At 66.6% G+C, this 19,242-nt stretch carries 20 protein-coding genes; 3 read left to right on the top strand and 17 right to left on the bottom strand.

What is annotated here, in order from left to right; all coding sequences use genetic code 11:
* Positions 1 to 84: 84 nt before the first annotated feature.
* The 8 genes from AC3WJE_RS15060 to AC3WJE_RS15025 all read right to left on the bottom strand — a co-directional run bounded on the left by AC3WJE_RS15060 (position 85) and on the right by AC3WJE_RS15025 (position 5,982).
* On the bottom strand, positions 85 to 426 hold the full coding sequence (locus AC3WJE_RS15060) for a lipid-A-disaccharide synthase N-terminal domain-containing protein (protein ID WP_493731629.1): 342 nt from the start codon (positions 424 to 426) through the stop codon (positions 85 to 87).
* 1 nt (position 427) lies between these two features.
* The gene (locus tag AC3WJE_RS15055) at positions 428 to 1,150 is read right to left on the bottom strand and encodes a glycosyltransferase family 2 protein (RefSeq protein WP_493731628.1); all 723 of its coding nucleotides are present in this window, start codon (positions 1,148 to 1,150) and stop codon (positions 428 to 430) included.
* A 211-nt stretch (positions 1,151 to 1,361) separates the two neighbouring features.
* Positions 1,362 to 2,327 (bottom strand): NAD-dependent epimerase/dehydratase family protein, encoded by a 966-nt coding sequence (locus tag AC3WJE_RS15050; RefSeq protein ID WP_493731627.1) that lies wholly within the window; start codon positions 2,325 to 2,327, stop codon positions 1,362 to 1,364.
* A 26-nt stretch (positions 2,328 to 2,353) separates the two neighbouring features.
* Positions 2,354 to 2,662, bottom strand: coding sequence for a helix-hairpin-helix domain-containing protein (locus tag AC3WJE_RS15045; RefSeq protein ID WP_493731626.1), 309 nt, complete (start codon positions 2,660 to 2,662; stop codon positions 2,354 to 2,356).
* Positions 2,663 to 2,692: 30 nt separating this feature from the next.
* Positions 2,693 to 3,622 (bottom strand): ParB/RepB/Spo0J family partition protein, encoded by a 930-nt coding sequence (locus tag AC3WJE_RS15040; RefSeq protein WP_493731625.1) that lies wholly within the window; start codon positions 3,620 to 3,622, stop codon positions 2,693 to 2,695.
* Positions 3,622 to 4,419, bottom strand: a complete 798-nt coding sequence (locus tag AC3WJE_RS15035) for a ParA family protein (RefSeq protein ID WP_493731624.1) — start codon at positions 4,417 to 4,419, stop codon at positions 3,622 to 3,624. Before AC3WJE_RS15035 ends, AC3WJE_RS15040 begins: the two co-directional genes overlap by 1 nt.
* Positions 4,420 to 4,646: 227 nt before the next feature.
* The gene (rsmG, locus tag AC3WJE_RS15030) at positions 4,647 to 5,288 is read right to left on the bottom strand and encodes a 16S rRNA (guanine(527)-N(7))-methyltransferase RsmG (protein ID WP_493731623.1); all 642 of its coding nucleotides are present in this window, start codon (positions 5,286 to 5,288) and stop codon (positions 4,647 to 4,649) included.
* Positions 5,289 to 5,382: 94 nt separating this feature from the next.
* Positions 5,383 to 5,982: a 4'-phosphopantetheinyl transferase family protein gene (locus AC3WJE_RS15025; RefSeq protein ID WP_493731622.1), complete on the bottom strand. Its 600-nt coding sequence runs from the start codon at positions 5,980 to 5,982 to the stop codon at positions 5,383 to 5,385.
* Positions 5,983 to 6,111: 129 nt separating this feature from the next.
* Here AC3WJE_RS15025 and AC3WJE_RS15020 point away from each other — a divergent pair, with 129 nt between their 5' ends.
* Complete coding sequence (locus tag AC3WJE_RS15020; RefSeq protein WP_493731621.1) at positions 6,112 to 6,357, top strand: GlsB/YeaQ/YmgE family stress response membrane protein; 246 nt, start codon at positions 6,112 to 6,114, stop codon at positions 6,355 to 6,357.
* A gap of 63 nt (positions 6,358 to 6,420) precedes the next feature.
* On the opposite strand, the gene xth is transcribed toward AC3WJE_RS15020, so the two are convergent.
* The 4 genes from xth to AC3WJE_RS15000 form a co-directional block, all read right to left on the bottom strand.
* Positions 6,421 to 7,191, bottom strand: coding sequence for an exodeoxyribonuclease III (gene xth / locus AC3WJE_RS15015; protein WP_493731620.1), 771 nt, complete (start codon positions 7,189 to 7,191; stop codon positions 6,421 to 6,423).
* A gap of 323 nt (positions 7,192 to 7,514) precedes the next feature.
* On the bottom strand, positions 7,515 to 8,090 hold the full coding sequence (locus tag AC3WJE_RS15010) for a YbhB/YbcL family Raf kinase inhibitor-like protein (RefSeq protein ID WP_493731619.1): 576 nt from the start codon (positions 8,088 to 8,090) through the stop codon (positions 7,515 to 7,517).
* 81 nt (positions 8,091 to 8,171) lie between these two features.
* A complete protein-coding gene (locus AC3WJE_RS15005) occupies positions 8,172 to 9,014 on the bottom strand; it encodes a helix-turn-helix domain-containing protein (RefSeq protein WP_493731618.1) in 843 nt (280 codons plus the stop codon).
* A 59-nt stretch (positions 9,015 to 9,073) separates the two neighbouring features.
* On the bottom strand, positions 9,074 to 9,502 hold the full coding sequence (locus AC3WJE_RS15000) for a winged helix-turn-helix transcriptional regulator (RefSeq protein ID WP_493731617.1): 429 nt from the start codon (positions 9,500 to 9,502) through the stop codon (positions 9,074 to 9,076).
* Positions 9,503 to 9,620: 118 nt separating this feature from the next.
* Here AC3WJE_RS15000 and AC3WJE_RS14995 point away from each other — a divergent pair, with 118 nt between their 5' ends.
* Positions 9,621 to 10,298, top strand: coding sequence for an FMN-dependent NADH-azoreductase (locus AC3WJE_RS14995; RefSeq protein ID WP_493731616.1), 678 nt, complete (start codon positions 9,621 to 9,623; stop codon positions 10,296 to 10,298).
* A gap of 246 nt (positions 10,299 to 10,544) precedes the next feature.
* Here the strand turns inward: AC3WJE_RS14995 and AC3WJE_RS14990 are convergent, their stop codons facing one another.
* From AC3WJE_RS14990 to AC3WJE_RS14970, 5 genes are all read right to left on the bottom strand, one after another.
* Entirely contained in the window at positions 10,545 to 11,198 is a 654-nt protein-coding gene (locus AC3WJE_RS14990; RefSeq protein WP_493731615.1) for a hypothetical protein, read from the bottom strand.
* A 104-nt stretch (positions 11,199 to 11,302) separates the two neighbouring features.
* Positions 11,303 to 12,178, bottom strand: coding sequence for a peptidylprolyl isomerase (locus AC3WJE_RS14985; RefSeq protein WP_493731614.1), 876 nt, complete (start codon positions 12,176 to 12,178; stop codon positions 11,303 to 11,305).
* A gap of 62 nt (positions 12,179 to 12,240) precedes the next feature.
* Positions 12,241 to 13,350: a glycerophosphodiester phosphodiesterase family protein gene (locus AC3WJE_RS14980; RefSeq protein WP_493731613.1), complete on the bottom strand. Its 1,110-nt coding sequence runs from the start codon at positions 13,348 to 13,350 to the stop codon at positions 12,241 to 12,243.
* A 439-nt stretch (positions 13,351 to 13,789) separates the two neighbouring features.
* Positions 13,790 to 15,451 carry an MFS transporter gene (locus tag AC3WJE_RS14975; protein ID WP_493731612.1) on the bottom strand — a complete coding sequence of 554 codons (1,662 nt, stop codon included), beginning with the start codon at positions 15,449 to 15,451 and terminating at the stop codon, positions 13,790 to 13,792.
* 133 nt (positions 15,452 to 15,584) lie between these two features.
* Entirely contained in the window at positions 15,585 to 17,033 is a 1,449-nt protein-coding gene (locus tag AC3WJE_RS14970) for a hypothetical protein (RefSeq protein WP_493731611.1), read from the bottom strand.
* Positions 17,034 to 17,270: 237 nt separating this feature from the next.
* Here AC3WJE_RS14970 and acs point away from each other — a divergent pair, with 237 nt between their 5' ends.
* The gene (gene acs / locus AC3WJE_RS14965; protein ID WP_493731610.1) at positions 17,271 to 19,214 is read left to right on the top strand and encodes an acetate--CoA ligase; all 1,944 of its coding nucleotides are present in this window, start codon (positions 17,271 to 17,273) and stop codon (positions 19,212 to 19,214) included.
* Positions 19,215 to 19,242: the final 28 nt, after the last annotated feature.

The following is a 19,242-nucleotide window of genomic DNA, read 5'->3' as shown; positions in this document are numbered from 1 at the left end:
CATCAGCCGCGATGGGGCTTCCCCGGGAAAGCCCTCGCGGCTGATGGCCCTAGGCCACCCAGAGCCGCTCCTACAGACAGCGGGTCAATGGCTGGCTTTGTCGCGCTTCCAGCCGCGGTGCTGGATGTCCAGGTACAGGCTGTACAGCGCGGTGAATGCCGGGAACAGGTTCTGCAGCACGCCGACCGAGTCCTGCTTGGCCGAGAACAGGAAGTAGCTGAGCGTCATCAGGCTGCCGATCACGCTCATGTACCAGAACAGGCGCGGGATCACCGGCTTGCCGGCGCGCTTGGAGGCGACGAACTGGACCAGCCAGCGACCACCGAACATCAACGCGCCGGTGTAGCCGATCAGCTTCCAGCCGGTGACGTGCAGGCCGGTCCAGAACAGCCAGGTCAGCGGCTGGTCGAGAAAATGCAGTTCCATCTCAGCGCTCTTCCACTGCGGTGCGCTTGCTGCGCACGATCAGCCAGGCCACCCCGCGCAGGTCGCGGATGCCGACCAGGGCGCGGTTGAGGTTGTTGTACTTGGACACGCCGGCGGTGCGGTGGCGGTGATTGACCGGCACGCTGACAGTGCTCCAGCCGGCACGCTGCATCAGCGCCGGCAGGAAGCGATGCATGTGGTCGAAGTACGGCAGGTCCAGGAACGCGGCGCGCTCGAACAGCTTGATGCCACAGCCGGTGTCCGGCGTGTCGTCGCGCAGCATGCGCGAGCGGATCGCGTTGGCCCATTTGCTGGCCCAGCGCTTGGAGCCGGAGTCCTGACGGTTGACGCGCCAGCCGGCGAACAGCTTCACCTTCGAGTCGGCGGCATCGCGCGCGGCCAGCAGCTTCGGGATGTCGGCCGGGTCGTTCTGGCCGTCGCCGTCGAGCGTGGCCACCCACGGCGCGCGCGCGGCTTTCACGCCGTTGCGCACTGCGGTGCTCTGGCCGCTCTGGCTGACGTGGTGCAGCACGCGCAGTTCGGGCGTGGCCGACTTCAGCGATTGCAGCATCGCCAGTGTGTCATCCCTGGAATTGTCGTCGACGTAGACGATCTCGAAGTCCACGCGCCCGCGCAGTGCGGCGACGATCTCGCCCACCAGTGGCGCGACGTTGTCGCGCTCGTTGAACACCGGGACGACGACGGACAGTTGCGGTTCGCTCATGGTTTCCGGACCAGTCGCTGGATCAGCAGCGTAAAAAAGGGAATCCGCACAGGGATGTGCGGCGCTCCTGCGAGGGACTCGCGAAAAGGCCGCGTATTTTGCCTTGATCGCGTGACCCGCGGATGAAGCGTAGCGGCCTGTCTGGCAGGAAACCCCACTCCTTCATTCCCCTGCGGACGGAAGGATGACGAGCAAAGAGCTCCAGGCAACATCAGGCGCGCGCACCGAAGTAGTCGCGACACCACGACACCACCCGCGGCAGGCCCGTCTCGATCGGCGTGGCCGGATCGAAGCCGAATGCGGCATGCGCGCGCGTCGTATCCGCCATCGTGGCGATCATGTCGCCGGGTTGCATCGGCTTGTAGAGCTTCTCGGCGGGGCGCCCGGCGGCCTGCTCGATCACCTCGATGAAGCGCTCCAGCTCCATCGGGGTGTGATTGCCCAGGTTGAACACCCGGTGCGGCACCGGCTCACCGGAAGGATGGTCGAGCGCGCCGAGCACGCCGGCGACGATGTCGTCGATGAAGGTGAAGTCACGCTGCATGCGGCCGTGGTTGAACACCTCGATCGGCCGCCCGGCCAGCACCGCGCGGCTGAAGATCACCGGCGCCATGTCCGGCCGGCCCCAGGGGCCGTACACGGTGAAAAAGCGCAGCCCGGTCGCGCGCAGGCCGTACAGCTGCGCGTAGGTGTAGGCCATCAGCTCGTTGGCGACCTTGGTGGCCGCGTACAGCGAGCGCGGCTTGTCGATGCGCTGGTCCTCGGAGAACGGCGGTGTGGCCGAATCACCGTAGACCGAACTGCTGGAGGCGTAGACCAGATGCTCGACGCCGCGATGACGGCACAGTTCGAGCAGGTTGATGAAGCCGACCACATTGCTGTCGACGTAGGCATACGGGTTCTGCAGCGAGTAGCGCACGCCGGCCTGCGCGGCCAGGTGCACCACGCGCGCGGGTTTCAACTCGTCGAACAACGCCGCCAGCCCGTCGCGGTCGGTGAGGTCGAGCGTGCGGATCTCCACATCCGGGCACAGCGCGGCAACACGCTCGCGCTTGAGCTGCGGGTCGTAGTAGTCGTTGTAGCTGTCGAGGCCCACCACGCGTTCGCCACGCGCGGCCAGCGCGCGGCAGGTGTAGGCGCCGATGAAGCCGGCTGCGCCGGTGACCAGAATGCTCATGCGTGACTTCTCTGGGACACGCTGACTCAGCGCAACGTCAACGGCGCATCGGCGGCCAGCGTGCGCTTGCGCTCGGCGCTGAAATCCCACCACGGCCGTGCCGGCTCGCCCTGCAGGAAGCGCACCACCGACAGGAACACGTCGATCACGCACGGGTCATGCACCACGCCGGTCTTCAGGCACAGCTGCGCGTACATGTCGTAGGCATCGCGTCCCTTCAGGTGCGCCGGCACGCGGATGCCGATGGCGCGGAAATCCTTCTCGCAGGCCGGCCCGACGTTGGGCAGGTCGGTCAAGCACAGCAGATGATTGCGGTCGACCTTGTTGGGATGCATGGAGGTGCCTGCGGGGAAAACGTGAGGAAGCTAACCGACGCGACCGCGCAGCTTTTCCAATACGCCGTCGAGGATGTCCAGGTCGGTGTAGTGGATGACCAGCTTGCCCTTGCCGCCACGTCCATGGGCAATCGCGACCTTGGTGCCGAGCGACTCGGACAGCTCGGTCTCCAGCGAGGCGATGTCGGCCTGCGGCGCGCTCGGCACCGGACGGGCCGGACGTGCGCCCGGCACCTTGCCGGCGGCGAAATCGTGCGCGCGGCGCTCGACCTCACGCACCGACCAGCCTTGATCGGCCGCTTCCTGCGCCAGCTTGGTGGCCAGCTCCGGCGCCAGCGTCAGCAGCGCGCGCGCATGGCCCATTTCCAGCCGGCGCGACTCCAGCAACACGCGCACGCCGATCGGCAGCTCCAGCAGGCGCAACAGATTGGACACCGACGCACGCGAGCGGCCCACCGCTTCGGCGGCCTCGGCGTGGGTCAGTGCGAATTCCTCGATCAACCGATGCAGCGCCAGCGCCTCTTCCAGCGGATTGAGGTCTTCGCGCTGGATGTTCTCGATCAGCGCCATCGCGATGACGGTGCGATCGTCCAGCTCGCGCACCACCACCGGCACTTCGCTCAGGCCCGCCAGCTGCGAGGCGCGCCAGCGGCGCTCGCCGGCGACGATCTCGAAACTGCCCGGCGCCAGCTCGCGCGCGACGATCGGCTGGATCACGCCCTGCGCCTTGATCGACTCGGCCAGCTCGGCGAGCTTGGCTTCGTCCATCTCGCGCCGCGGCTGGTACTTGCCCGGCTGCAGCTGCTTCACCGGCAGCGAGCGCAGCGTATCGCCCGGCTGCAGTTCCTCGACGGTGGTGACCGGCGCCGCAGCGGCCGCACCCTTGGGCCCCAGCAGCGCATCCAGGCCACGGCCCAGTCCGCGCTTCTTGGCAGGGGTCGGGGTCGGCTTGTTGGTCATCAGGCGGTCTCCACGGCCCGAGCGGCCTTGTTGCGTTCGGCCTGGCGGCGGATGACTTCGCCCGCCAGCCCCAGGTAGGCCACGCCGCCACGCGAGGCGCGGTCGTAACCGATGATGCTCTGGCCATGACTCGGCGCCTCGGCCAGGCGCACGTTGCGCGGCACGATGGTACGGAACACCTTGTCACCGAAATGTTGGATCAATTCGGCCGACACCGCATTGGCCAGGTTGTTGCGGATGTCGAACATGGTGCGCAGCACGCCTTCGACCTCCAGCGCCGGATTGAGGTTGGCGCGCAGCGCCTCGATCGTCTCCAGCAGCGCCGACAGGCCTTCCAGCGCGTAGTACTCGCACTGCATCGGCACGATCACCGAGTCGGCGGCGGTCAGCGCGTTGAGGGTCAGCAGCGACAGCGCCGGCGGGCAGTCGATCAGGATGAAGTCGTATTCGTCGCGGATCGGCGCCAGCGCGCGCTTGAGGCGCTGCTCGCGCTCGCCCTGGTCCATCAGCTGGATCTCGGCGGCGGTCAGGTCGATGTTGCCCGGCAGCAGGTCGTAGCCTTCCGGTGCGGTGACCCGGATCTCGACCGCGCTGTTCTCGCCCAGCAGCAGGTCGCAGGTGGACGCGGCCAGCTCACGCTTGTCCACACCACTGCCCATCGTCGCGTTGCCCTGCGCATCCAGGTCCACCAGCAGCACGCGCTTGGGCGCACGTGCCAGGCTGGCCGCCAGGTTGACCGCCGTGGTGGTCTTGCCGACGCCGCCTTTCTGGTTGGCAATGGCGATGATCCGGGCCATGCGGGAAGCCTCGTGGGCAAGGGGGTTTGGGCCGGGCATTATGCGGGCTGGGGGTGGGATCGGGGAAATTCCGGCGCGGCACCGGCGGCCGGGACTTCTTTGCCTGGCAGGCACCAGGGTCCAGTGACACCGAACCTTTGTGGGAGGGACTTCAGTCCCGACGGGCTTTCCCGGGAAAGCCCTGTCGGGACTGAAGTCCCTCCCACAGGGCAGTTCCCCCGAATGCCTCACACCTGCTTGCGCACCACCACCAGATGACGCTCGCCGTCCAGGCCGGGCACGCGCAGCGGATGCACGTCCTGCACGCTCCAGCCAGCCGGCAGCACGGCGATTTCTTCGTGCGGGTGCACGCCCTTCATCGCCAGCAGGGTGCCCCCCGGCTTCAACAGATGACCGCCGACGCCGATGATGCCGTCGAGCGTGTCCAGCGCGCGGGCGGTCAGGTGATCGTAGGCGGCGGGCTCGTCCAGCGCCTCGGCGCGCGACTCGGCCACACGGGCATTGCCCAGGCCGAGCTGACGCACCGCCTCGCGCATGAAGCGGGCCTTCTTGCCGTTGCTCTCCACCAGCGTTACCTGCAGTTGCGGGCGGGTGATCGCCAGCGGGATGCCGGGCAGGCCAGGGCCGGTACCGAGGTCGGCCAGGCTGCCGGCCTCGATGTAGGGGCGCATCGCCAGCGAGTCGAGCAGGTGACGCACCACCATCTCGCGCGGGTCGCGGATCGCGGTCAGGTTGTAGGTGCGGTTCCAGCGCGCCAGCAGCGTCAGATAGGCCAGCAGCGGATCGGCGAAGGCGAGTTCGAGGCCCATCTGTTGCAGGCCGCGCTCAAGGTCGGACCGGACCTCGGCGGGAAGGGAAACGTCGTTCATCGCGGCATTATCCTGCGAGTCCTTCGCAAAAGCACCGCACATTGGGGCGAATCCCTCGCAAAAGCACCGCACATCCCTGTGCGGGTATTCCAACTCACGACTCCGGGTACCACGCCAGCGCGGCGCGGTAATCCGGGGTGGCCATCCATTCGTGCAGGTGCCAGTGCGCGGCCTCGCCCAGTGCCGGATCGCACCAGGCCAGTGCCAGCGCACCGTCGCGTTCGGCGAAGCGCAGCCGATGCAGTCCGAACGACAGACCGTGACCGTGCGCCTTCAGCAGCGCCTCCTTGGCGCACCACAGCCGGAAGAACCACTCCGCGTACGCGTCATCGGCGAGCGTGGCCAGCCAGGCGGCCTCTTCTGGATGGAAGAAGCGCTGCACCACCTCACGCATGCGCGGACGCGGGTGCAGTCGCTCCAGGTCCACGCCCAGCCGCATGCGCTCGCCCAATCCCACCAGCAACTGCGTGCCGCTGTGGCTCCAGCCGGTGCCGAGATGCGCCAACGGCGGCAAGAACCATGGCCGACTGCGCTCGTCGCGGGTCAACGGCAGCGCTTCCGGCGCCAGTGCGAGGGCTTGCCCCAGCAGCTCGCGGGCCTGTGGCTCGCCACGCTGGCCCGGTCGATGCGGCCGCAACCAGACCTGCACCGGACCGAATGTCCACTCGCCGTGCTGCCCCTGCGTTTCCTTCACGCCCGCTCCACGTTGCCCAACGGGAGCAGGTGTCGCACCCGCCCATTCGACGGGTGCTTCACGACAGCGCGCGTTGAATGGCCCTGCCGCACCCGTTCCGGGGCGGAACAACAAGAAGGAGATTCGGGCATGGGCATCATCATCTGGCTGATCGTGGGCGGCATCGTGGGCTGGCTCGCCAGCATCATCATGCGTCGCGATGAGGGGATCATCCTGAATGTGGTGGTCGGCATCGTCGGCGCGTTGATCGCAGGCTGGCTGTTCGGCGGCGGCATCAACCAGGCGATCACGTTGTGGACTTTCGTCTGGTCGATCGTCGGCGCGGTGATCCTGCTGGCGATCATCAATCTGTTCACCCGCGGCAAGGTGCGCTGAGGCGCGCCGGCGGGATGTTGTGGAATCCCCGGGGCTTCCCGGGGGTTTCTGAGTTGCCCCCGTTCAAGCGCCGAGCTGCACCCACGCCGGAGTGTGGTCGCTGGGCCGATCCCAGGTACGCGGCTCGCGATCGATACCCGCGGCGATCGCCTGACCCTTTAGTGCATCGGATACCAGCGTCAGGTCGATACGCAACCCGAGGTCGCGACGAAAGCCGGCGGCGCGATAGTCCCACCAACTGAACACCCCGGCGTCTTCGTTGTGCAGCCGGAAGCCGTCGTGCAGGCCGAGTGCGAGCAGCTTGTTCAGCGCACCGCGCTCGGCGGTGGAGGTGAGGATGTGGTTGTCGTTCCAGACCTCGGCGTCGTACACATCGCGCGCGTCGGGCGCGATGTTGAAATCGCCCAGCACCACCAGCTTGGGATGCCGCTGCAGTTCGGCGGCGAGCCATGCGTGCACCGCGTCGAGCCAGCGCAGCTTGTAGGCGTACTTGTCGGTGCCCACATCCTGGCCGTTGACCACGTACAGGTTGACGATGCGCAGATCGCCCACGGTGGCGGCGATCACGCGCTTCTGTTCGTCCTCGAAACCGGGAATGCCGATCTGCACGTCCTGCATCGGCTCGCGCGTCAGGATCGCCACGCCGTTGTAGGTCTTCTGCCCGACGAACGCGCTGCGATAGCCAAGCCCGGCCAGCGCCGCATCGGGGAACTTGTGGTCTTCCAGCTTGGTTTCCTGGATGCCGACGATGTCCGGCGCGAAGTCCTTGAGCCATTGCTCCAGATGCGGCAGGCGCACGTTGAGCGAATTGACGTTCCAGGTGGCGATGCGCATTGACGACATATCCGGTTGTTTTCGTTGAAGTTACGGCGAGAGGTTGCGGGCAGCAGCGCATGCACCCTCACAAATCGCCGCGCCGAACGGTTGCATGTTCAGCGCGGCGATTTTGCCAGACTTCGGTCCGGATACTGATCAAGCCGGGCGATCATTGCGAAGCCCTCGCGATCTTTCTGGCGCCCACTCCGGGCGTCCATGCCCTTGCGATGCGCTATCGCGTCAACGCCGGATCCCAAGGCTCGGCAACGCTTTCGTTTTTCGATGCAGAACATGCCCAGGCGGGTCGTGGCGTATTGCTTCGCGCCACCCTGCCCACTCGGTCAGCGGGCGTACCGCGCAGTGATCGTGGCGCGCGCCAGCACCTGATCGCGCAGCATGAATCCGATCAGTGCCGGGCTGGCGTCTTCGGGCACTTCGAGCTTGGCCGTTTTCAGCGCATACACGGTGAAGATGTAGCGATGCGGCTTGTCGCCCACGGGAGGACACGCGCCACCAAAGGCTTTGGTGCCGTAATCGGTGCGTGCCTGCCGACCCTGCGAGACGGGCATCGTGGTCAGGCCGGCGCCGCCGGGCAGGCCATGCGCCGCCGCCGGAATGTCGTACACCACCCAATGCCACCAGCCGCTTCCGGTCGGCGCGTCGGGATCGTAGACGGTCACGGCGAAGCTCTGGGTGCCTGCCGGGACATCGGACCACTTCAGCTCGGGCGAGCGATTGCCGCCATCGCAGCCGAATCCGCTGAATACCTGCGCCGGGGCAAGCGTCTTGCCTTCGCCGATGTCGGAACTGCTCAGTTCAAGCGCGTTTGCCGACAGCGCGAATGCCGAGGCGGCAGCGGCCAGCGCAAGCGCCCCCAGGCGGGCGATGGGGCGCTTCTTGATGAAGGGGAATGGCATTGACGTCTCCTGCTGATTGGCGAAGACGCCAATCTAGACGGCCGACCCGCAACGCATCGCTCAAAAAACGCCGGCAATCGCTCAATCGTTGGCGACGGCGTTCGGATCGATACCGAACTGCTCGACGAAGCCCTCGCGGAAGCTCGAAACGGAGCGATAGCCGCATTCCTCGGCCACTTTCGCCACGCTCTTCCGTGTGGTCTGCAGCAGGCCCAATCCGTATTGCAGGCGCGCCTCGCGAACCAGCGTGCGCAGATTGGCGTTCTCGTCCGCCAGGCGACGACGCAGGGTCGCACCACTCATGTGGAACATCTCCTCGAAATCGGCCGAGGCCCACTCCCGCTGTGGTTGCGCGCTCACCATGAGCCGGATCCGGGCCGACAGGCTTGGATCGTCCGCGATGACGAATCCCGATGCGCCATCGGCGTGGAGTGCGACCAAGATGCCGACCAAGGCATGATCGATCTGCGCCGGACCGGCGCAACGGCGCACCAGGTCGAGGTAATGCCGCAACGCGGCCAGCAGATGCTCCGATACGGCATTGCAGCTGACGCTGCTCTTGTCGATCTTCTCCCTGGCCAGGCCAGTTCCATCGAGCACGATCTGGCGGGCAAGGCCCACCAATCGCCATGGAAAGTTCAGCACCCCCGCCACGTAGGGTCCATCGGGTGCGGGAATGTTCTCCATGCTCACGTCCATGGCGTGATGGATCATCACGTACTCGCCGACCCCGGCGGACAGCACGTGGCCGCCGTGGATGACGTTCTTGTTGCCCTGCAGGGGAAGGATGAGCACGGGCACATCGCACCTGACCGCGGCAATGAAGTACCGCTGCCGCGCGCAGATCGCGGTCTCGGACAGGACCGACGTCCACAACGCGACGGACAAACCGGATCGCCCCTCAGCCACCATCACCTCGGGCATTGCCTGTGTCTGCATGTTTCACTCTCGGGCCTGCCGCCACCGCAGGGCGACATCGCAGGCTACTTCGGGGTAGTGAAGCTCTTTTGCCGCGTTCCGTCCGCCTGCTCCTTGAGGAACCGCTGACGCGCGGCCTCCACCTCCGGCCGGTGCACGACCGCCCATTCGAAGAGCGAGCGCAGCGGCACGATCAACTTTCTCCCCAGATCGGTGAGTTCATAGTCCACCCGGGGTGGAATGGTCGGGTACATGGTCCGCCGCACCAGTCCGTCCTGCTCGAGCCCCTTGAGCGTCAGCGTCAGCATGCGCTGCGAGATGCCATCGATCATCCGGCGGATCTGGTTGTAGCGCACCGGCCCGTTCGACAGCACGCCGACCACCATCACTGTCCACTTGTCGCCGATGCGCGCCAGGGTATCGGCCACGGCACGGCAATCCTCGGTGCTGCGCGGGGATTCGATGTTGGGAACAAGCGTGTTCGTATCGCCCAAAAAAGTGCCTCCTTGTGCGATCTGTCTGGGCTCCTACCATAGCTCAACGAACAAAATGTATCTAGAAACAAATTGTTCGTCGGATGCAACAGAGCCCTCACTTTCTTCAGGAAGCCCCATGAAACTCCTGCACATCGATTCCAGCATTTCCGGTCCCGAATCGGTCAGCCGCCAGCTGTCCGCCAGCATCGTGGCCCGGTTGAGGCAGACCCTCCCCGGCCTGACCGTGAGCTACCGCGACCTGGCCGCCGAGCCGGTGCCCCAGCAGACGCCCGCGCTGATGTTCGCCAAGATGAAGACGCTGCACGACCTGGGCGCGCTGACCGGCGAGATCGGCCAGAAGATCGCCGCCGCTGTCGAGCAAGGCGCACGCGTGGACGCCGCCACGCAGGCGGAACTGGTCGCCACCCACACCGTGCTCGATGAGTTCCTGGCTGCCGACATCGTGGTGCTCGGTGCGCCCATGTACAACTTCGGCATCCCGAGCCAGCTGAAAGCCTGGATCGACGCCGTGGCGGTGCCGGGCAAGACCTTCGCCTACGACGAAACCGGTGTGCGGGGACTGGCCGGCGGCAAGAAGGTCTATATCGCGTCCTCGCGCGGCGGCTTCTACTCAGCGGCCTCGCCGATCGCTTTCCTGGATCACCAGGAAACCTTCCTGACCGGGTTCCTCGGTTTCATCGGCATCACCGACATCATTCCGGTACGCGCCGAAGGCACCAATCTCGGTGCGGAACAGCGACAGCGCGCGCTCGATTCCGCGCTGGCCGAGGTCGCCACGCTGCAGGCGGCATGAAGGCATGAACGGATCGCGTGCGGGCGCACTGCCCGCGTGATGCGACGCCGCCGTGTCCGGCGATGCCGGGCACGGCGCGGATCCGCGTCGTCACGCAGGCATGCACGTCAACCGGAGATCGTGCCCTCTCAAGCGCCGTTCATCCGCTCGAACAACGCTTCTCCCAGCTTGCGCGTGCCTGCCGTGTAGAGCCGACAAGTTGACGGCGACGTCCTGTTCCAGAGAGTCCAGCGCGTCGAGCGTGGCTCAACGGGCACAACAACGCGCATGCAGTTCACGGGCCAGCACCACCACCTGCTGTTCGGTCGGCGAGTCCAGCGTTTCCAGTTGTTCCTCGCCGAGCAACGGTGCGTCGGGCGACAGCGGGTGCCCGGTCGGCTGCTCGGCGGCCAGGCGCCAGGCCGCCGCGTACAGCGGCTCGGACGATGCCAACACGTTCGCATCCATCACTTGCTGCAAGGTCTGCATCGCATCGCGTTGGCCGGCGAATGCCAGCACTTCCAGTTCGGCAGCAATCATGTCGGCCTCGTGCCTGTCCGCGGCCGTCAGCGGCGCCACTCCGGTTTCGCCTGCAGCGGCAGACAGGCGTTCAAGCAATGCACTGGCGCGTTGCTGCAACAGGTAGACGCGGGCCGAGGCATCGCCGGACGCGGCGGCGGCCTGCATCAGCCGCTGCACCTCGGCGTACTGGGCCGGGCCGATCTGGCGACAAGCCTCATGCAGCGTCTGCGTCGGCACATCAGCCACCAAGGCCTCGGCCGGTTCGACCGGTGGCGGCGGCAAGGCATCGCGTTCGGCCTGGTGCGCGCAGTCTTCATAGCGCGCGGCACGGGCATACAGCACCTGCGGTGGGTCGCGCTGCGCCGCTGCGCGCTCGACCGATGGAGGGCGATCCGGCATGCGGGCGGCTGCAGGCGGCTGCCCGGTACTTCCCCGCATCGCCAGCAGTCCAGCGATCGCCAGCCCAAGCAGGGCCATCGCCCCCCAAAGCAGCCGACGATGCATCACGGCGCCGACGTGCCGGGCGGGGCCTTATCGGTACTCCCGGGCGATACGACGATCGGATTCGCCTGTCGTAGCGCGGCCAGGGCGCGATCGCGTGCTTCCTCGCGCAACTGCGCTTCGATGAGAGGACGAGCGCGATCGAGCGTGGCGACGTGGCGTGCTTCGAGCCGGATCAGGTGATAACCGCTTGGACCGCGCACCGGCGCGGACACCTGTCCCGGTGCCAGGGTGCGTACCGCCGGGGCGAACGCATCATCCAGATACTGGCCGAACACGGCCGAGACGCGCCCGCCGTCCTCGGCACTGGCGCCATCGTCGGATTCCTTGCGCGCGAGCTGCACGAAGTCTTCGCCGGCATCCAGGCGATGTTTCAGCAGCTGCGCGCGTGCCAGCGCCTGCGCATCGTCAAGCGGTTGACCGCGCCGGGCATCGCCTTGCGGGTCGAGCGCGACGAAGATGTGGCTGAGTTCGTATTCGTCGAAGTCACCCGGGCGCTCGGCGAAGCGGTGCGCGATATCGGCCTCGCTCACCGGCGCACTGCGGAAAAGTCGCTCGCGCTCGGCGTCGGCAAGGACGCCGTCGACCGCCAGCGCCACTCGCGCTGCGACCACCGGGTCCGCATCCAGGTGCGCCTGTTGCGCCTGCCGTGCCAGCAGGTAGCGCTCGCCGAATTCCTGCAGCCGTTCCGGGTCATCGGTGAGCGACGCTGCCCCGGGAGTGCGTTGCATTGCCGCGTCCAGTGCTTCGACCTGCGCGGCGTCAAGCCGGTATGGCCCGATATTCAGCGACACCGGAGCGGCCGCGATGGCGCCACCGGCCCAGGCCACGCCCAGCAGCACCGGAAAGACGCGACCGAAAAACTTGATTGCTTGCATGGGACAACCTCAAGAACGCCGGCGCGCGATGCACGCCGGCGGAACCACGGGAAAGATGCGGATCAGCGCGGGCTGTAGTGGCTGACACGGCGGCCGTTGGTTTTCAGCGTCCGCATCGCCGCCTTCGGATCGTCGGTGGTGATCAGGCCGAATCCCTGCGACATCAGATAGCCCATGTCGCCGCGGTGATCGGCGGTGTCACGACCGCCGGAATAGCTGAAGTACAACTCCGACAGCTTGTAACAGCACGCGCCGGTGTTCTGGTAGAACTCACCCGCGCGCGGGCCATCCGGGATCGCCTGGAACACGCCGATGCGGCGGCCTGCGTTGTGCGCCTCGTTCATCTGCCCCTGCAGCAAGCCGTTTTCCTGCTTGACGTTGATCTCCAGCGTGTCGACATAGCCCTGCCAGGCGCGGCGGCTTTCGGCGACGTCGATCTTGGACAGCATGTTGGTGGTGTAGACCGGGATCGCGGTGATGTAACGCCCGTCGCCGACGAATGCGGTCGGGTGCGGGTACAGCGTGGCGTTGACCTTGACCGCGACGATCTGCCCGGGATTGTGCGGGAACGCCTTCAGCGCGGTGGCCTGGACGGCGCGCACCGCACCGGTGGTCTTGGTGTCGAACACCATCGGCGTGGTCATGCCCGACTGTTTCCAGTAAGCGAACAGGCCATCCAGGTCCGGCACGTGGTAGCCGGTGTCGACCGAACGGTCCGGCGTCAGCAACAACAGGCTCTGCACCACCGACCACGGCAGTGTGGATACCGCCGGATTGGTGCCCTGGTTGGTCATCGGGTTGTACTTGGCACCACCGCGCACCTGCCAGACGTTGGTGGTGCGGCCCAGGTTGAAGTCGTGCATGAGCACCGGCACGCCGTCGCTGGTGACCTTGATGTCCAGTTCGACGCCGTCCATGCACTGCACGTCGGCCTGGTTCAGCGCGCCACGGGAGTTCTCCGGCAGCGTTGTGTCGCCGGCGTACTTGCCCCACAGGCCGCGGTGCGCCAGCACCAGCGTGTCGGCGGTGTAACGGGTGTTGAGGATCTCCGCCATCTTGGTGGCGACATTGCCGCACGAGGCGGCGGCGAATTGCGGGGCGCAGGCGGCGGCCAGGGCCAGCAACAGCGCCTGCGGGAGGTGGCGGGATTTCGGGATCGGAGAAGTCGGCATTGACGAAGCTCTCGAAACAAGGGGGCGTGAGGGAACAGGACTCCCCCGCCACCGCCCGCGACGCGGTGGCGAAAGGGACAGGGGGAACACAGGCACCTGGCGCCGGTGCCGTTGACCAGCCAATGGCCGGAGCGTCGCCAGACTAATTACTAACTGTTAATGAATTATTTCATTGCCGGGGATTCCCGGGACTTCGCCATCAGGCCGGATCCGCAGGTTCAACGCGGCAGTGAGCGGATCGGCTCACCGGCGGGATCGGCCCGGTGCCTGCGCGGGCGACTGATCCCGGCGGACACGGCAAGGGATTCGCCAGGGCGTGTCATCAATTCCCGAACAGGCCGCGAGGCCACGCGACGGCACACGCAAAAAAAGCGCCGGCCCTTGTCGGGGCCGGCGCCTGGAGATGGCCGGATCGCTCCGGCCGCACATCTGTCCTCGCTTACTTGCTGATATCGACGTCCTTGGTCTCGCGCAGGAACAGCCCGCCGATCACGAAGGTCAGCAACGCGATGCCGATCGGGTACCACAGGCCGTAGTACATGTTGCCGGTGGCCGCGACCAATGCGAACGAGATGGTCGGCAGGAAGCCACCGAACCAGCCGTTGCCGATGTGGTACGGCAGCGACATCGAGGTGTAGCGGATGCGGGTCGGGAACAGCTCGACCAGGTAGGCGGCGATCGGGCCGTAGACCATGGTCACGTAGAGCACCAGGATCCACAGCAGCAGCAGCGTCATCGGCTTGTTGATGCGCGCCGGATCGGCCTTCTCCGGATAACCGGCGGTGGTCAACGCGCCCTTCAGCGACTTGCCGAACGCGTCGGCCTTGGCCTTCACCTCATCCTTGCCCAGGCCGGCGCCCTCGTAGGACGCGACCTCGGTGCCACCGATGCTGACCTGCGCCAGCGAGCCCGGCGCAGCCGCCTGGATCTCGTACGGGATACCGGCCTTGGCCAGCGCCGCGGCGGCGATGTCGCAGGAGTTGGTGAACACCTTCTTGCCGATCGGATCGAACTGGAACGAGCAGGTGGCCGGATCCGCGACAACCAGTGCCGGTGACTTCGCGCGAGCCTCCTCGACGCCGGGATTGGCGAAGTGGGTCAGGCCCTTGAAGATCGGCATGTAGGTGATCGCCGCCAGCAGGCAGCCGGCCAGGATGATCTTCTTGCGACCGATCTTGTCCGACAGCCAGCCGAACACCACGAAGAACGGCGTGGCCAGCGCCAGCGCACCGGCGATCAGCAGATTGGCGGTGGTGCCATCGACCTTCAGCGTCTGGGTCAGGAAGAACAGCGAGTAGAACTGGCCGCCGTACCACACCACGGCCTGGCCGGCGGTGGCGCCCAGCAGCACCAGCAGCATCAGGCGGAAGTTGCCGTCCTTGAGGCTGTCGCGGAACGGCTTCTTGGAGCCCTTGCCCTCCGACTTCATCTGCTGGAACAGCGGCGACTCGCTCAACTGCATGCGGATCCATACCGACACGCCCAGCAGCACGATCGACACCAGGAACGGGATGCGCCAGCCCCAGGCCTCGAACGCCTCGGTGCCCAGCGTCATGCGCGTGCCCAGGATCACCAGCAGCGACAGGAACAGGCCGAGCGTGGCGGTGGTCTGGATGAAGCTGGTGTACAGGCCACGCTTGCCCTGCGGGGCGTGCTCGGCGACGTAGGTGGCCGCGCCGCCGTACTCGCCGCCCAATGCCAGGCCCTGCGCCAGTCGCAGCACGATCAGGATGATCGGCGCAGCGATACCGATGCTGGCGTAGTTGGGCAGGATGCCGACGATGAAGGTCGACAGGCCCATCAGCACGATCGTCACCAGGAAGGTGTACTTGCGCCCGATGCGATCGCCGATGCTGCCGAAGAACGCCGCACCGAACGGACGCACCGCGAAACCGGCCGCAAACGCCAGCAACGCGAAGATGAAACCGGTGGTCTCGTTGACGCCGCTGAAGAACTGCTTGGCGATGATCGCCGCGAGCGATCCGTACAGATAGAAGTCGTACCACTCGAACACGGTGCCCAGGCTCGACGCGAAGATGACCTTCTTGTGGCCCTGGGTGAGTGAGGCCGGCTGGCCGGTATTGATGGTCGTGCTGGACATAAGGGGCTTCCCCTCCGAAGCATGGATGCGGCAATGGGATGACGGGCTGGAAACCCGGTGGGTGCAGTGGTGGCCGGAGCGGTGCGGCATCCCTCCCAGGCGCCGCGCCGGCTCCGACCGTGAAACGGGTCGATCAGAAGCTGTACTGGGCGCTGACGCTGACCTGGTTGCCGCTGATGGTCTTGGTCGTGACGCCGTCGCTGGTGGTGTCGAGCTTGTCGTGCATCGCCTCGATGCCGAACTTGTACGGCCCGTTGGCGTAGATCAGGTCGAGCGCGAGCTGCTCGTTGCGCAGCAGGCCCACCGCGGTGCCGCGCCAGGCCCGCACGTCGTCCTCGTCGGGCCGGTCGGTGGCATAGAAGGCACTCAGGCTCCAGTTCTTGTTGAAGTTGTAGCCCACCTGCGCGAAACCGCCGAACTCGGAGATGTCGCCGAACTGCGACAGCGCGCCGAAGTTCTGGCCCATGCCGTTGCCGCTGAACACGTAGGCCTTCAGGTTCCACGGGCCGGGCTTGACGATGCCGCCCAGCGCGAAGGCGGTGCTCTTGATCTTGGACTTGATCGCGGTGGAGCCGTTGCCGTCCACGCCACTCAGGTCGATCTCCGAGTAGTGGCCGGTGGCGTAGGCGATCCAGTTGCTGCCGGCCACCCGCAGGCGCGCCTCGAACTGCGGGCGGAACCCGGCATTGCCGGCGGTCAGGTAGTTGGTGGTGCTGTCGGTGCTGCTCCTGCTGGCCCAGTTGCCGCTGAAGGCCGCCATGTCCAGCCGCCACTTGGCCGACTCGGTGGCGCCGCGGTTGAGGTCCTGCATCACCACCACGCCCGGATAGCGCCAGCCGACGATGCCGGTGCCGAAGCCCAGCGGGAACGCCACGTGCGCGACCGAATCGGGCACGTTGTCGAGTGGGAACATCAGCGTCCACTGCTGACCGACACGGACCTTGGTGCCGGTCGCGGCGTTGTCCAGGTCCATGTAGGCCTGGCGCAGGCGCGGGATCGGCTGCTGCCCGGCGTAGGCACCGGTGCCGTTGTTGCCGCCGAAGAGGTCGAACTCCAGGCGACCGCCGCCGGTCCAGTTATTGCCCATCTTCGCGCCGGTGATGTCCAGCCAGAACCGGGTGTTGCGGATGTCCACGCCGCTCAGGCTGCCTTTCGAGCCGGGCGTGGGCCATTCCGCGTTCTGGCCGTTGCCGTAGTTGAACGGTCGCGACTGCTCGAAGGCCGTGGCATTGATGAAGCCGTGGAACGCGACCGACATGCCGGGGGCGGTGGTGAAGGTCGGGGTCGCAGCCTTGGCCGCGGTGACCTTGACCTGGTCCAGCTGCGCCTGGGTATCGGCCACCGCGCTCTGGGCCTGGGTGACCTGGCTCTGGGTCTGGCTCACCTGCGTCTGGGTCTGCTGCTGCGCGGACAACAGCAGATGCACCTGGCGTTCCAGCTCGGCCACGCGCGCTTCCAGCGCCTGCTCTCGAGCGGTATGCCCCTTCGCGGTCTCGGCGAATGCGGCTCCCGGGGCGATCAGGGCGAACAACAACGCGGCGGCCAGCGGCCGACGTGCACGCGATGCGATGCGGATGTTCATTACTCCCTCCCGAATAATGGCTCATCACCGCGCGGGGCGCGGCTGGACGGAGCGTGCGGCCCGTCCCGGTCCGCGCCTATTCGCCTTTGGTCGAAACAAACCCCGTCAGACCGCGCTTTACGACCAAGGTCTAACGACTTCTTCGCTCCGGCCCCGGGGCGATACGGCAAACTGAATGCCTGAGCCGGCCGCACAGCGGCCACCCGTTTTCCATAAAGCAGTGCGAGTGAGAGTGCCATGGCTGATCTGTTTCCCGTTCCGCCCGATTTCGCCGCCAAGGCACGTGTGGACAAGCCCCATTACGAAAAGCTCTACCGCGAGTCGGTGGAAGACCCGGATGGCTTCTGGGCCAGGGCCGCCGAGCGGCTGGACTGGTACGTCAAGCCGACCCGGATCAAGAACGTCAGCTACCAGCTCGACGACTTCCGCATCAAGTGGTTCGAGGACGGCGAGCTCAACGCCTCGGTGAACTGTCTGGACCGGCAACTGGCCACGCGTGGCGACAAGATCGCGCTGCTGTTCGAGCCGGACAGCCCGGATGCGCCGAGCTACGGCGTCACCTACCGCGAGCTGTACGAGCGCGTGTGCCGGCTTGGCAACGCGCTGCGCAAGCTCGGCATCAAGAAGGGCGACCGCGTCACCATCTACCTGCCGATGATCCCGGACGCGGCCGTCGCCATGCTCGCCTGTGCACGCATCGGCGCGATCCACTCGGTAGTGTTCGGCGGCTTCGCCCCCAACTCGATCGCCGACCGCGTGATCGACTGCGGCACCAAGCTGATCATCACCGCCGACGAAGGCCTGCGCGGCGGCAAGAAGATCCCGCTGAAATCCAACGTCGATGCCGCATTGAAGATCCCCGGCACCAACTCGGTCGAAACCGTGCTGGTCGTGCGCCACACCGGCGGCCCGGTCACCATGCAGGCACCGCGCGATCGCTGGTTCCACGACGTGGTCGACAGCCAGCCGTCCGAGTGCGAGCCCGAGCGCATGAACGCCGAGGATCCGCTGTTCATCCTCTACACCTCCGGCTCGACCGGCAAACCGAAGGGCGTGCTGCACACCACCGCCGGCTACCTGCTGTTCGCCGGCTACACCCACGAAACCGTGTTCGACCTGCGCGAGGACGACATCTACTGGTGCACCGCCGACGTCGGCTGGGTCACCGGCCACAGCTACATCGTCTACGGACCGCTGGCCAACGGCGCCACCTCGCTGATGTTCGAGGGCGTGCCGAACTACCCGAACGTCTCGCGCTTCTGGAACGTCATCGACAAGCATCAGGTCACCATCTTCTACACCGCCCCGACCGCGATCCGCGCGTTGATGCGCGAGGGCGAGGAACCGGTGAAGAAGACCTCGCGCAGTTCGCTGCGCCTGCTCGGCAGCGTCGGCGAACCGATCAATCCGGAAGCCTGGCGCTGGTATTACGAAGTGGTCGGCGACAGTCGCTGCCCGGTCGTGGACACCTGGTGGCAGACCGAGACCGGCGGCATCCTGATTTCGCCGCTGCCCGGCGCCACCGACCTCAAGCCCGGCTCGGCTACGCTGCCGTTCTTCGGCGTGCAACCGGCGCTGGTCAATCCCGAAGGCCAGATCCTCGAAGGCGCCACCGAGGGCAACCTGGTGCTGCTGGATTCCTGGCCCGGCCAGATGCGCAGCGTCTACGGCGACCACCAGCGCTTCATCGACACCTACTTCCGCACCTACCCGGGCAGCTACTTCACCGGTGACGGCTGCCGTCGCGACGAGGACGGCTATTACTGGATCACCGGGCGCGTGGACGACGTCATCAACGTCTCCGGCCACCGCATCGGCACCGCCGAAGTCGAGAGCGCGCTGGTCTCGCACCCGAAGGTCGCCGAGGCCGCCGTGGTCGGCTTCCCGCACGACATCAAGGGCCAGGGCATCTACGCCTACGTCACCCTGATCGCCGAGGAGCAGCCCAGCGAGGCCCTGCACAAGGAACTGATCGCCTGGGTGCGCAAGGAGATCGGCCCGATCGCCTCGCCCGACCACCTGCAATGGGCGCCCGGCCTGCCGAAGACGCGTTCGGGCAAGATCATGCGCCGCATCCTGCGCAAGATCGCCGAGAACGCGCCGGACCAGTTGGGAGACACCTCCACGCTGGCCGATCCTTCGGTAGTCGATTCGCTGGTCAACGAGCGACTGACGCGCTGACGCGCGCCGGGATTGGGGATTCGGGATT

Source organism: Pseudomonas sp. GW821-FHT07E12, from assembly GCF_058986605.1.
This window is presented reverse-complemented; position numbering and strand designations above follow the sequence as displayed.